We start from the raw sequence: 12,530 nt of genomic DNA, 5'->3' as shown, positions 1-12,530 counted from the left end.
TCAACTTATATATCGAATTAATATTAATGAGTTGTCAGATTTTGCATGCCGTCGACAAAATCAGCGCATTCGAATCTCGAAATCTTATCCACTATGTCAAAATCCATAGGAATTTCCGGGGCTTCGGACGGGTGCCAGAACGCGCAGTGGGCCGTTCCTCATCTTTGGATCAATCCTGATCTGGCTCCCCCGGATTTCGCCAAATCACAATTTGACATTAGCATTGAAGATGTCAAAGGCGCCGCGGATCGGCTCGCCAGGTTCGCGCCAGCCTTGGTGCGGCTGTTCCCGGAGACGGCCAGCATCGGCGGCATCATCGAGTCGCCGCTGACCCCGCTCGTGACGTCGTTCTACGCGGACGAGGCCGCGCTGGCCGCACGGTGCTGGATCAAGTGCGACCATGCCCTGGCCATCGCCGGCTCCATCAAGGCGCGCGGCGGCATCCACGAGGTGCTGGAATTCGCCGAGACCCTTGCTCTGCGCCATCGGTTGATCGCGCCCGGCGCCGATTACAGCGTGCTCGCCGACACGGCCGCCCGCGCGCTCTATTCGCAGTACGAGATTTCGGTCGGCTCGACCGGCAACCTGGGCATGAGCATCGGTCTGATGGCGTCGAAGCTGGGCTTTCGCGTCACGGTTCACATGTCAGCTGATGCCAAGCAGTGGAAGAAGGACAAGCTGCGTGAGAACGGTGTTCAGGTCGTCGAGCATGCAGGCGACTACGCACGGGCCGTGGAAGTCGGCCGTGAGCAGGCGAACGCAAACCCCCACGGCTACTTCGTCGATGACGAGCAATCGCGCTCGCTGTTCCTGGGTTACAGCGTTGCCGCCCTGCGGCTGGCGACGCAGATGCGCGACGCGGGCGTGATGGTGGACGCCACGCATCCGCTGTTCGTGTACTTGCCCTGCGGCGTCGGCGGCGCGCCCGCGGGCATTACCTTCGGCCTGAAGTGCCTGTTCGGCCACAACGTGCATTGCTTCTTCGTCGAGCCGATGGCCTCGCCCTGCTTCATGGTCCGTATGCAACACACGGACCGCCCGGGCATCTCGGTGTACGACGTGGGCTTGGACAACTGCACCGAGGCCGACGGCCTCGCGGTGCCCGTCGCCTCCGAGTTGGCAATCAAGCAGATGCGAAGCTTGCTGTCGGGCGTTCTGACCACCCGCGACGACACGATGTTCCTGGACCTGCTCCGACTGCACGAGCAGCAGGGCATCAAGGTCGAGCCATCGGCCGCGGCCGCCTTCAGCGGCCCGCGCATGTTGTTCGGCACCGAGGCGGGCCGAGCTTACCTGCACGCGCAGGGCCTGCAGCCCCACCTGGCGCAAGCCAACCACATTGTCTGGAGCACTGGTGGCCTGTTCGTGCCCGCTGCCGAATTCGACAAGTTCCTGGCGCGGGGGCGCAGCCTGACCGCCGTGTCCCCCTAGACCTTCCTCCTGTGCCCTTTCCCTTCAACCGTCGCTCCATGAGACCTTCCATGATCAAGATCCCATCCTCGATGCGCACCTTCGCATTGGCTGCCGCCATCGGCTTTGCCTTCATTGCCGCGACGCCTGTCGCGCAGGCCCAGACGATCAACGCCGTGATGCACTCCGGCCTGCGAGTGCTGGACCCGGTCATGACCACGGCGCACATCACGCGCAACCATGGCTACATGATCTATGACACGCTGCTGGCCACCGATGTCAGCAACCAGATCAAGCCGCAGATGCTCGAGAAGTGGGATGTCTCGGCCGATGGCAAGTCCTACACGTTCACCCTGCGCGCCGGCCTGAAGTGGCACGACGGACAACCCGTGAAGGCTGACGATTGCGTCGCATCGATCAAGCGCTGGGCCGAGCAGGACAAGATGGGGCAGATGATGACCGGCATGATGAGCGAGATGAAGGTCATCAATGACAACAGCTTCGTCATGACTTTCAAGCGGCCGACCGACATGGCCCTGCGTGCAGTGGCCAAGCCCAGCGGGATCGCGCCGTTCATGATGCCCAAGCGCATCGCGCAAACGCCGTCCAACCAGCCGATCAAGGAGTTCATCGGCTCCGGCCCCTTCAAGATGGTGGTGGCGGAATTCAAGCCTGGCCTGCAGGTCGTCTACGAAAAGAACAAGGACTACGTGCCGCGCAGCGAACCGGCCAGCGGCATGGCCGGCGGCAAGGTGGTCAGCGTCGACCGCGTCAAGTGGGTCTCGATGCCGGACTCGATGACCGCCGTGAACGCCCTGATCAACGGCGAGATCGACTATCTCGAGCAGATGCCCTATGACCTGCTGCCCGTGGTCGAGAAAAATCCGAACGTCGCGATCGATGTGTTCGACCCGGCTGGCTATCAGACGGTCATGCGCATGAACTTCCTGAACCCGCCGTTCGACAACAAGCTCGTGCGCCAGGCCGCGATGTACGCCGTCGGCCAGCAGGACGTGCTGCAGGCGCTGGTGGGCGATCCCAAGTACTTCAAGACCTGCGCGGCCCTGTTCGGCTGTGGCCTGACCTTCGACAGCCAGGCCGGCGCCGAAGTCTCGGTCAAGGCGGACATCCAGAAGGCCAAGGCACTCCTGAAGCAGGCCGGCTACACGAATGCGCCCGTCGTCATCCTGCAGCCCACCGACAACGCATCGGTGAAGGCCCAGCCGGTCGTCATCGGCCAGGCGCTGCGCGCTGCCGGATTCAACGTGCAGATGCAGGCCATGGACTGGCAGAGCGTCGTCACCCGCCGTGCCTCCCAGGCGCCCTTGGCCGAAGGCGGCTGGAGCATCTTCGCGACCAACAACGTGATAGCCGAAGCCTCCGATCCGCTGCGCGCCTTCGGTGTCGCCGCCAACGGCAAGCAAGCCTGGTTCGGATGGCCCGATGTGCCGAAGATCGAGGAGCTGCGCGCGCAATTCGCCCTGACCACCAATGTGACGGAGCAGAAGAAGCTGGCCAACGAGATCCAGGCGCTGGTGATCGACGAAGGCGTGCTGCTGCCGATGGGGCAGTACTACATACCTGCGGCCTACCGCAAGGTGCTCAGCAAGCCCACGGAGGCGCCGGTCCCCGTCTTCTGGAACATGAAGAAATCGGGCAAGTGAGCCACTGATGGTCAACTTCATCTTCAGGCGACTGCTGGCCACCATTCCCGTGATGCTGATGGTGGCGGCGATCGTGTTCGCCATCCTTCGGCTGACACCGGGAGACCCCGCGGCCATCATCGCCGGGGATGCGGCCACGCCCGAGCAGTTGTCCGAGATCCGAAGCCTGATGGGTTTGGACCGACCCGTCTACATGCAGTTTTTCCTCTGGGTGACGCAACTGCTCCAAGGCGACCTGGGAGTCTCCCTGCTGTCGGGCACGAAGGTGTCGGCCATGATCTCGGACCGCATGGGCCCGTCGCTGGCACTGTGCCTGAGCACCATCACGTTGTCGGTGCTGGTGGCAGTGCCCCTGGGCATCCTGGCGGCCTGGCGCCAAGGCAGGCTGCTGGACCGCCTGGTCATGGCGGCATCGGTCCTGGGCTTTTCGGTACCGGTGTTCGTGACGGGCTACATCCTGGTCCTGATCTTCTCGATCACGCTCGGGTGGTTCCCGGTGCAGGGCTACCAGCCGCTGGAAGCCGGACTGCTGCCCTTCGCCAGTTCCCTGGCACTGCCGACGATCGGGCTGAGCACGGTCTACATCGCACTGATCGCGCGCATCACCCGCACCAGCATCATCGAAGTGATGGGAGAGGACTACATCCGCACGGCGCGCGCCAAGGGCCTGCGTGAACGCGGCGTGCTGCTGGGCCATGCGCTGCGCAACGCCGCAGTGCCCATCGTGACCATCATCGGCGTGGGCGTCGCGCTGCTGATCAGCGGCGTGGTGGTCACCGAGTCCGTCTTCAACCTGCCGGGCCTGGGCCGCCTGGTGGTCGAGTCCGTGCTGGGACGGGACTACCCGGTGATTCAGGCCCTGATCCTTCTCTTCGCGTTCATCTACGTACTCATCAACCTGGTCGTCGACTCCCTGTACACGGTGTTCGATCCTCGCATTCGCCACTGACAGATCAACGATGTCGACACTCTGCTCCACGACGCCGGCCGAACCGGCAGCACCCCGGTCCGCCCCCTCATCCCCGCTGCGGCGCACGCTCCGAAGTACCCCGGTGCTGATCGCGCTGGCGGTGCTGGCGGTGGTCGTCCTCATGGCGCTGTTCGCGCCTTGGCTCCACACGAGCGATCCTGTCCAGATCGATCCGAGCCAGCGCCTGCGATCGCCGTCCGCGGCGCACTGGCTGGGCACAGACGCCTATGGCCGGGATGTGTACTCGCGCGTGATCTACGGCGCGCGCGTGTCGCTCACCGTGGGCCTCGGCGTGGCGGCGTTCAGCGTGCTCGTTGGCCTGGCCATCGGCGTGCTGGCCGGCTACTTCCGCTGGGTCGACGCCATCGTGATGCGCGTCATGGATGGCTTGATGGCAATCCCCGGCGTGCTGTTGGCCATCGCGCTGGTGGCACTGTCCGGGTCGAGCCTGCTCACGGTGCTGATCGCGATCACGATCCCCGAAGTTCCGCGCGTCGTGCGGCTGGTGCGCAGCGTGATCCTGGGCGTGCGCAACGAGCCCTACGTGGAGGCGGCCATCTCGCTGGGAACGCCGACGCTCACTCTGTTGATACGGCACTTGGTGCCCAATACCGTGGCACCCCTGATCGTGCAAGGCACCTACATCTTTGCCTCGGCCATCATCACCGAAGCGATCCTGAGCTTCCTCGGCGCGGGCGTGCCGCCCGAGGTGTCGTCCTGGGGCAACATCATGGCCGAAGGCCGTTCGTACTTCCAGCTGATCCCCGGCCTCGTGCTGTATCCCGGCATCCTGCTGTCGCTCACGGTACTGAGCGTGAACGTGCTGGGCGATGCCATGCGCGACGCGCTGGATCCGCGCATGGCGCGTCGCCTTTGAATGCGGGCCGTCCCTTACCGAATGAATGAACCCGTCATGACTTCAACCGCATACGCCGATGCAGCCCGTCCTTCCGAACAAGCCGTACTGACAATCTCCGGCCTCACGGTGCGGGTCGACCACGACGGCCCGGGCCGGGCGGTGGTGAAAGACCTGAGCTTCGACGTCTATCGCGGCCAGACCGTCTGTATCGTGGGCGAGTCCGGCTCCGGCAAATCCGTGACTTCGTTCGCCACCATGGGCCTCTTGCCCAAGGGGGTCCTCGTGGCGTCGGCCGGCAGCATCCGGGTCGATGGCGAGGACGTGCTGCAGGTGAGCGAATCGCGCCTGCGCGCGCTTCGCGCCTCCAAGATGGCGATGGTGTTCCAAGAACCCATGACCGCGCTGAACCCGGTGCAACGGGTGGGCGACCAGGTAGAAGAAGTGCTCAAGCTGCACACCAGGCTGGGCCGCGCGGAACGACGGCGTCAGGTGCTGGCGATGCTGGAGTCCGTTCACCTGCCGGACATCGCTCGCATCTATGCGTCCTACCCGCACGAGCTCTCCGGCGGCCAGCGTCAACGCATCGTCATTGCCATGGCGTTGATCCTCAAGCCCAAGCTGTTGATCGCCGACGAGCCGACCACGGCGCTCGACGTGACGACGCAAAAACAGATCCTGAGCCTGATTCGCGAACTGCAGGCCCAACACGGCACTGCCGTGGTCTTCATCACGCACGACTTCGGCGTCGTCGCAGAAATCGCCGACCGCATTGTCGTCATGAACCAGGGCTCGGTCGTGGAGACCGGACTGCGCGACGACATCCTCGCGCGGCCCACGCAAGCGTACACGCGCATGCTGGTCTCGTCGGTGCCCAGCCTGGTGCCCCTGGTGCGTCCGCCCGCGGGCGGCGAGACCGTGCTGCAGGTGCGCAACTTGAACAAGGTCTACGGCAAGAAAGGTTGGCGCGGCAATGGCAAGCTGGTGCCGGCAGCCAGCGACATCGGCTTCAGCATCCGGCGCGGCGAGGTCGTCGGCATCGTGGGGGAATCTGGGTCGGGCAAGTCGACCGTGGCTCGGTGCGTGATGCGCCTGATCGACCCCTCCTCGGGCGTCATCAACCTGCAGGGCGACGACATCGCGACGCTGAACCGCAGCACGCTCATGCCTTTGCGCAAGCGCATCCAGATCGTCTTTCAAGACCCCTACCGAAGCCTCAACCCACGCCGCAAGGTGGGGGATTCCATCATCGAGGGCCTGTTGAACTACGGCACGGCGCGCGACGAGGCCGTAGGCAAAGCGGCCCGCGCGCTGGAACTGGTGGGCCTGCCGGCCGACACACTGGAGCGCTTCCCGCACCAGTTCTCCGGTGGCCAGCGCCAGCGCATCTGCATTGCGCGCGCGCTGGTGATGGAGCCCGACGTGCTGGTCGCCGACGAGGCCGTGTCCGCGCTCGACGTGTCGGTGCAGGCTCAGGTTCTGGCGTTGCTGGATGAAGTGCGCCAGCGCGTGGGGATCGGCGTTCTGTTCATCACGCACGATCTGCGCGTGGCCGCACAGATCTGCGACACCATCGTCGTCATGCAGCATGGCCGAATCGTCGAGTCCGGCAATGCCCTGCAGGTGTTGACTCGGCCGCAGCGGGACTACACGCGCGCCCTGATCGAGGCTGCGCCCGGCCGCGCCTGGGACTTCAAGAATTTTCGCCCGGCGGAGCAGCAACTCGCTGCAGCGTGAATCGACGCCGGGTTTTCTCCAGACCTTTACTGCTCATCTTCAAGAGGACGTTTTTCATGTCGCGCATCGTTTACGGCGGATTCCAGCACGAGACCAATACATTCGCCCCTGACAAGGCGGATTGGCGAGACTTCATGCTGGGCGGCGGCTGGCCCGGACTGGTCAGCGGCGAGGCGGTCTGGCCGACACTGATCGGGGCCAACATCCCGGCGGCCGGCTTCGTGCAGGCCGCGCTGGATGCCGGCGACACCTTGGTGCCCACCACCTGGTGCGCGGCCAGCCCGTCGGCCCATGTCACGGAGGCCGCCTACGAAAAGATCGCCGGGATGATCCTGGGCGGAATTGAAAGTGCGCTGCCGGTCGACGCGGTCTACCTGGACTTGCACGGGGCCATGGTGGCCGAGCACTTCGACGACGGCGAAGGCGAGTTGCTGCGCCGCGTGCGCGCCCTCGTTGGCCCGGACGTGCCCGTCATCGCCAGCCTGGACCTGCATGGCAACGTCACCCGCCAGATGCTGGCGCAGGCCGACGCGCTGGTGGCCTATCGGACCTACCCGCACGTAGACATGGCCGAGACCGGCCAGCGCGCCTATCAGGTCTTGCAGCAGCGACTGCGCCACGGCACCCGCATGCCCATGGCCAGCCGCGCGATGGAATTCCTGGTGCCGATCTGCTGGCAGTGCACCGACATCGAGCCCGCGCGCAGCTTGTACACGCAGCTGCATGCCATCGAAGCCGATGCCGCGCACGTCTCGTTCGCAACGGGCTTCCCGGCCTCGGACTTCGAAGAGTGCGCGCCCGTGGTCTGGGCCTACGCGAGCGACCAGACCGCGGCTGATGCGGCCGTTGATCGCCTCGCCGGCGCCGTGCAGGATGCCGAGCCGGCATTCGCCGGCAAGCTGTACGCCCCGGACGAGGCCGTCCTCTACGCGATGCGCGCCGCCGAAACGACAGATCGCCCCATCATCATCGCGGACGCGCAGGACAACCCGGGCGCCGGCAGCAACTCCGACACCACAGGCCTGCTGCGGGCTCTTGTCCGCAACGGCGCGCAGCGCGCAGCCATCGGACTCATCGTCGACCCGGCCGCCGTAGAGAAGATCGTCGCCGTCGGCGCCGGCCACACGATCCGCCTGGGCATCGGCGGCAACTCGGGCATTCCCGACGATGCGCCGTTCGAGGCGGAGTTCCATATCGAGCGCGTGCATGACGGCAAGTTCGACGCCACCGGCCCGTATTACCACGGCTTTCGTCTCGATGTCGGCCCGGCCGCCTGCCTGCGCGTGGACGGGGTGCGCATCGTGCTGTCGTCTTACAAGGTGCAGATGGCGGACCAGTCGATGTTCCGCTTCATCGGCATCGAGCCCACCGAGCAGAACATCCTCGTGGTGAAAAGCGCGGTGCATTTCCGCGCCGACTTCGCCCCCATCGCTCACGAGATCATCGTCGGCGCGGCGCCGGGCTCCATGCCCATGATCATCGAACAATTGCCGTGGAAACACCTGGCCCCCGGCATGCGTCTGGGTCCCTGCGGCAAGCGGTTCGAGCTGGCCTGACAGGCTGCCGAAGCACCGAACGGGCCTTTTCGGGCTTTCCCTTCTTCCGCCGCGCCATGAGGTTGTCGACGTGCTGCCGCGAGATCACTCGCCCGCGGCCCGGCGTTGGCTGCGCAGCAGCCGGAACGCCACCATCGACCAACCCATCGCCCAGGCCGTGCCGAGCGCCCAGCCGCCGAGCACGTCGCTGGCCCAGTGGACGCCGAGCGCCACCCGGCTGAGGCCGACCAGCAGGGCGGCGACCGCGGCGACGGCCAGGATGTAGAGGCGCTCCGAAAGCCGGGTCCGCGTGCTGGCCGAGATCACGCCGAGCGTCAGGAAGACCGCGGCCGACATGCTCGCGTGGCCGCTGGGAAAACTCAGGCCGTAGGCGGCGAAGTCGGCCAGCGCGGCGTCGGGTCGCAGGCGGCCGAAGGCCGGCTTCAGCAGGCTGACCAGCACGGCGCCGCTGAGCGAGGAAGCCACCACCACGAGCGCGTGGGTGCGCGCCGACACCAGCAGCAGGTAGCCGGCCGTGGCCAGTGTGAAGAAGGTCAGGACGGTGGTGCTGCCGAGCCCGCTCAGGTCGCGCATCACGTGCGCGAACAGGGGGTGGGCGTCCCTGAAGGCCTTGGCCTCGCGCAGCAGGCTCATGTCGACGCCGTGGGTATCGCCCTCGATGACCTCGCTGGCCACCAGCACGAACGCGAGCAGCAGCAGCAGGACCGCGAGCCCGCTGGCCAGGGGCTTCCAGAGCGCCCAGAGGCCGTCGAATCGGCCGGCCGAAAGGCGCTGCAGCCGGGTGCGGAGAGAGGAACTGGACATCGACGTTATCTTGACATGGCGCGACCCGGCATTCGGCCTACGTCGAATGTCGTCGGTGGCGCCCCCTCTTCGGCGTATTGACGCCCCGCGAGGGCGCGCAATACTCCTTGCCAGGCGACCCACGAAGGGAGTTTCCATTGATTGGAGCCCGGTTCCCGACCGTCCTGGCGCTGCTGCTCCTGTGCGGCGGACTGCCCGGCCACGGCCTGGCCGGCGAGCTCAGGGGCAAGGTGGTGTTCGTGGGCGTGGCGCCGGCGCCGGCCAAGGTGCCGGTCACGATCGACCAGTACCTCTGCGGCCACGAGAAACCGGCCGACGACCTGCAGGTGTCCGCCAACAAGGAGATCCGCAACGCGGTGGTCTGGATCGAGACGCCGCCGCCCGGCGCGCCGCTGCCGCCCCGAACCGAGAAGGTGGAACTCGACCAGAAAGGCTGCGCCTTCGTGCCGCGGGTCGTGGTCGTTCCGGCGGGTGGCACGGTGGATTTCCTCAACAGCGACCGGCTGCTGCACAACATCCACGCCACGCCGCAGCGCAACGTCTCGTTCAATCGCACGCAACCGATGGGGCGGACCATTCCCGTCACCTTCGCCGAGCCCGAGATCGTGCGCATCAACTGCGACCTGCATGCCTGGATGACGGCCTGGGTGGTGGTGGCGGCGCATTCCTTCTACGCGGTCACGGGCGCCGACGGCCGCTTTGCCTTCGACAAGCTGCCGCCGGGCCAGTACAAGCTGCAGATCTGGCACGAACGCCTCGGGACGGTGTCGGCAAGCGCGACGGTGAGCGACCAGCAGGTGGCGCAGGTCACGGTCGAGATGAAGGGCCGGTGAGGGAGCGTGGGGGCCAGGCCGGCCCCGGGCCGCCCCAAGGCGGCCTGCGGCCCCCTCGGGGGGCAGCGACCACACGAAGTGAGGGAGCGTGGGGGCCTCAAGGCGCCACGCTGATCTTCTTCGAGGCCTCCCAGGCGGCGGAATGGGTCGGCTCGGCCACCGCGCGCAGCGACCCGCCCTCGTCGAGCGCCACCTTGAAGGTCACGGTCGGCGACGAATACACCGGGTGCAGGTAGGCGCGCGCGATCTCCACCGAGTCCTTGTAGAGCGCGATGTAGCGCACGAAGTGCTCCTGCAGCGACGGGTGCAGCGATCCGGCGCCGACGCTGACCGTCACGTCGAACCAGGCGCCGCGCTTGACGCTGTCGGGCGCGGTGATCTTCGGCGTGTGCTTGGGGTCGAAGCTGGTGTGGGGCTGGCGGAATTCGGGCGTGAACTGCTGCGCCTGCTCTTCCTCGGCCTGCACCGGCGTCGCCCCGCCCAGGAGGCCCAGGAGGGCGAGGCCGGTGCACGCCGCGTTGCGGATGGTCGTCGTCATGCGCGCCTCCTTGGCCTTGAAGTCAGAGGTCCGGCAGGAACTGCTTGACCATCGTCAGCAGCTCGCTCGGACTGTAGGGCTTGGCGAGATAGCTCGAGGCACCGGCCTGCATCGCCTTCTCGCGGTCGCCGCTCAATGCGTACGAGGTGATCACGATGATCGGGATGTGGCGGGTCGGCGCCTCCGTGGTCAGGAGCCTGGTGGCGTCGAGCCCGGACATCTTCGGCAATTGCACGTCCATCAGGATCAGGTCGGGCAGCTCCTGCTGCGCCAGCGCGACCCCGGTCTCGCCATCGGCCGCCTCGATGAGGCGGCAGGCCGATCGGCTCAGCAGCTGCCGCACGATCTTGCGGTTGTACTCGTTGTCTTCGACGTAGAGGATCTTGCGTTCGCTCATTTGAGAACCTCCGTGCTGCGCACCGCGGCGCGCGCTCGCCTGGGAACGGCCCGGCAATCGCTCATGGGCGTCCTTCCCCCGCGCGCAAGGGCACGGAGAACATGAACCTGGAGCCTTTGCCCAGCTCGCTCTCGACCCAGATGCGGCCGCCCAGCCGCTCGATGAACTTCTTCGAGATGCTGAGCCCGAGCCCGGTGCCGCCGAACTCGCGCGTGATCGTGGTGTCGACCTGGCGGAACTCGGTGAAGATGTGGTCGAGCTCCTGCGCCGCGATGCCGATGCCGGTGTCGGCGACGCAGTAGATGAGCTGGTCGCCCGCCAGTTCGACCGCGATGTCGACGCTGCCCTGGCGCGTGAACTTCAGCGCGTTGCCCGCGAGGTTGGTCAGGCATTGCGCGAGCCGGCCGCTGTCGCCGCGGGCCACCGGCAGATCGTCCGGGACATGCGCGGTGAACTGCAGCCCCTTCTCGGCCGCGATCGAGCGCAGGGAGGTCCGCACCGTGTTGACCACGTCGCTGACCGAGTAGTCGTCGAGCGCCAGCTCCATGCGGCCGGCCTCGATCTTCGAGAGGTCGAGCACGTCGTTGATCAGCCGCAGCAGGTTGCGCCCGTTGACCTGGATGTCGGTCAGCGGCTCTTTCAGCTCCGACGGCACCTCGCCGTAGATGCCGTCGATCATCATCTCGCTGAAGCCGAGGATCGCGTTCATCGGGGTGCGCAGCTCGTGGCTCATGTTGGCCAGGAACTCCGACTTGGCCTGGCTTGCGCGCGACAGCTGCTCGTTGAGGTCCACGAGCTTGGCCGCAGCCTGGCGCTGGGAATCGGCGAGACGATGCAGTTGCTGGCTCATGTGGTTCATCCGGTCGGCGAGCGTTCCGAATTCGTCACGGTTCGGGACCGAGATTTTGCGCCCGAAGTTGCCCGCTGCGACATCGCCGAGGAAAACATGGGCTTCGCGCACCGGCAGGATGAACGACCAGGAAATCACGAAGCCGCACAGCCAGGCCAGCACCACGGCGCTGACCGCGAAGACGCAGGTCAGGATCAGCGAGCGGCGGTTCGCGGCGTCGACGCTGTCGCGCAGCTCCGCCATGCGCGCCTGCTCGGCGTCGACCAGCTGGCCCATGCGCAGGGCGATCTGCTCGTCGAGTCGCTCCTCGCGCTGGAGCAGCTCGCCCGTGGTGTCGGCGAGCTTGCCGTCGCGGATCGCGTTGGCGATGTCGGCCACCACGCCCATCGCGTCGTCCTGCGAGGCCCGGATCTGGTCGATCAGGCCCTTCTGGCTGGCGGTGGTGGCGGTGTCCAGCTTGGCCAGCGTCTCGTTGAAGCGGTTGTTCTCGCGCAGGATGCGCTCGATCGCGGCCTCGTCCCTGGACAGCAGCGCCAGCGCCGTGAAATGCATCTGCCGGGCCAGCGCATACTGGCTTTGCTGCGACCAGCTGACCCGCTCGTGCGCCTGGTCGAGCAGGCGGCTCTGCGCGGTGGTGTTCAGGAGCAGCAGCAGGCTGGCGACCGCCATCGCGATGAACAGCAGCGTGATGATCAGGAAGGCGACCAGCAGCTTGGTGTGGACCGAGGCCCGGACGTGCGCGACCCGAAGCACCAGCCAGGCCAGGGGTGACCGCTTGAGCACCTGCGTAACAAGCTGTTCGAGTTTGATGGCCAGGCCTCCATCCAGGACCTGAGGAAGCGCCTTCAGGACCGCCCATCGCGCGCCGCGTTGCCTTGTGGATCGGGCGCGAAGCCGCTACAGTTTTTGGCCTAG

At 66.3% G+C, this 12,530-nt stretch carries 11 protein-coding genes; 7 read left to right on the top strand and 4 right to left on the bottom strand.

Translation table 11 applies throughout. From position 1 onward, the window contains the following. Nucleotides 1-93 precede the first annotated feature (93 nt). From AB4Z46_RS08315 to AB4Z46_RS08290, 6 genes are all read left to right on the top strand, one after another. On the top strand, nucleotides 94-1,431 hold the full coding sequence (locus AB4Z46_RS08315; RefSeq protein WP_442283071.1) for a D-serine ammonia-lyase: 1,338 nt from the start codon (nucleotides 94-96) through the stop codon (nucleotides 1,429-1,431). Between the two features lie 71 nt (nucleotides 1,432-1,502). Next, on the top strand, nucleotides 1,503-3,074 hold the full coding sequence (locus AB4Z46_RS08310; RefSeq protein ID WP_442283070.1) for an ABC transporter substrate-binding protein: 1,572 nt from the start codon (nucleotides 1,503-1,505) through the stop codon (nucleotides 3,072-3,074). 7 nt (nucleotides 3,075-3,081) lie between these two features. Then, nucleotides 3,082-4,023, top strand: coding sequence for an ABC transporter permease (locus AB4Z46_RS08305; protein ID WP_442283004.1), 942 nt, complete (start codon nucleotides 3,082-3,084; stop codon nucleotides 4,021-4,023). A gap of 10 nt (nucleotides 4,024-4,033) precedes the next feature. Further along, on the top strand, nucleotides 4,034-4,921 hold the full coding sequence (locus AB4Z46_RS08300; protein ID WP_442283003.1) for an ABC transporter permease: 888 nt from the start codon (nucleotides 4,034-4,036) through the stop codon (nucleotides 4,919-4,921). 36 nt (nucleotides 4,922-4,957) lie between these two features. Continuing rightward, the gene (locus AB4Z46_RS08295; RefSeq protein WP_442283002.1) at nucleotides 4,958-6,637 is read left to right on the top strand and encodes an ABC transporter ATP-binding protein; all 1,680 of its coding nucleotides are present in this window, start codon (nucleotides 4,958-4,960) and stop codon (nucleotides 6,635-6,637) included. A gap of 56 nt (nucleotides 6,638-6,693) precedes the next feature. Then, a complete protein-coding gene (locus AB4Z46_RS08290) occupies nucleotides 6,694-8,193 on the top strand; it encodes a M81 family metallopeptidase (RefSeq protein WP_442283069.1) in 1,500 nt (499 codons plus the stop codon). Nucleotides 8,194-8,277: 84 nt separating this feature from the next. Here the strand turns inward: AB4Z46_RS08290 and AB4Z46_RS08285 are convergent, their stop codons facing one another. After that, nucleotides 8,278-8,997, bottom strand: a complete 720-nt coding sequence (locus AB4Z46_RS08285) for a phosphatase PAP2 family protein (RefSeq protein ID WP_442283001.1) — start codon at nucleotides 8,995-8,997, stop codon at nucleotides 8,278-8,280. Between the two features lie 137 nt (nucleotides 8,998-9,134). On the opposite strand from AB4Z46_RS08285, the gene AB4Z46_RS08280 reads away from it, so the two are divergent. Next, nucleotides 9,135-9,830, top strand: a complete 696-nt coding sequence (locus tag AB4Z46_RS08280) for a carboxypeptidase regulatory-like domain-containing protein (protein ID WP_442283000.1) — start codon at nucleotides 9,135-9,137, stop codon at nucleotides 9,828-9,830. Nucleotides 9,831-9,927: 97 nt separating this feature from the next. Here AB4Z46_RS08280 and AB4Z46_RS08275 read toward each other — a convergent pair whose 3' ends face one another. From AB4Z46_RS08275 to AB4Z46_RS08265, 3 genes are all read right to left on the bottom strand, one after another. Next, nucleotides 9,928-10,368: a desulfoferrodoxin family protein gene (locus tag AB4Z46_RS08275; protein WP_442282999.1), complete on the bottom strand. Its 441-nt coding sequence runs from the start codon at nucleotides 10,366-10,368 to the stop codon at nucleotides 9,928-9,930. A 22-nt stretch (nucleotides 10,369-10,390) separates the two neighbouring features. Beyond that, nucleotides 10,391-10,765: a response regulator gene (locus tag AB4Z46_RS08270; protein WP_442282998.1), complete on the bottom strand. Its 375-nt coding sequence runs from the start codon at nucleotides 10,763-10,765 to the stop codon at nucleotides 10,391-10,393. 61 nt (nucleotides 10,766-10,826) lie between these two features. Next, entirely contained in the window at nucleotides 10,827-12,398 is a 1,572-nt protein-coding gene (locus AB4Z46_RS08265) for an ATP-binding protein (protein ID WP_442282997.1), read from the bottom strand. Nucleotides 12,399-12,530: the final 132 nt, after the last annotated feature.

This window comes from Variovorax sp. M-6 (assembly GCF_052114385.1).
GTDB lineage: Bacteria > Pseudomonadota > Gammaproteobacteria > Burkholderiales > Burkholderiaceae_C > Variovorax.
Note: the sequence above shows the minus strand (reverse complement) of the source record. Positions and strands in the feature narration are given on the sequence as shown.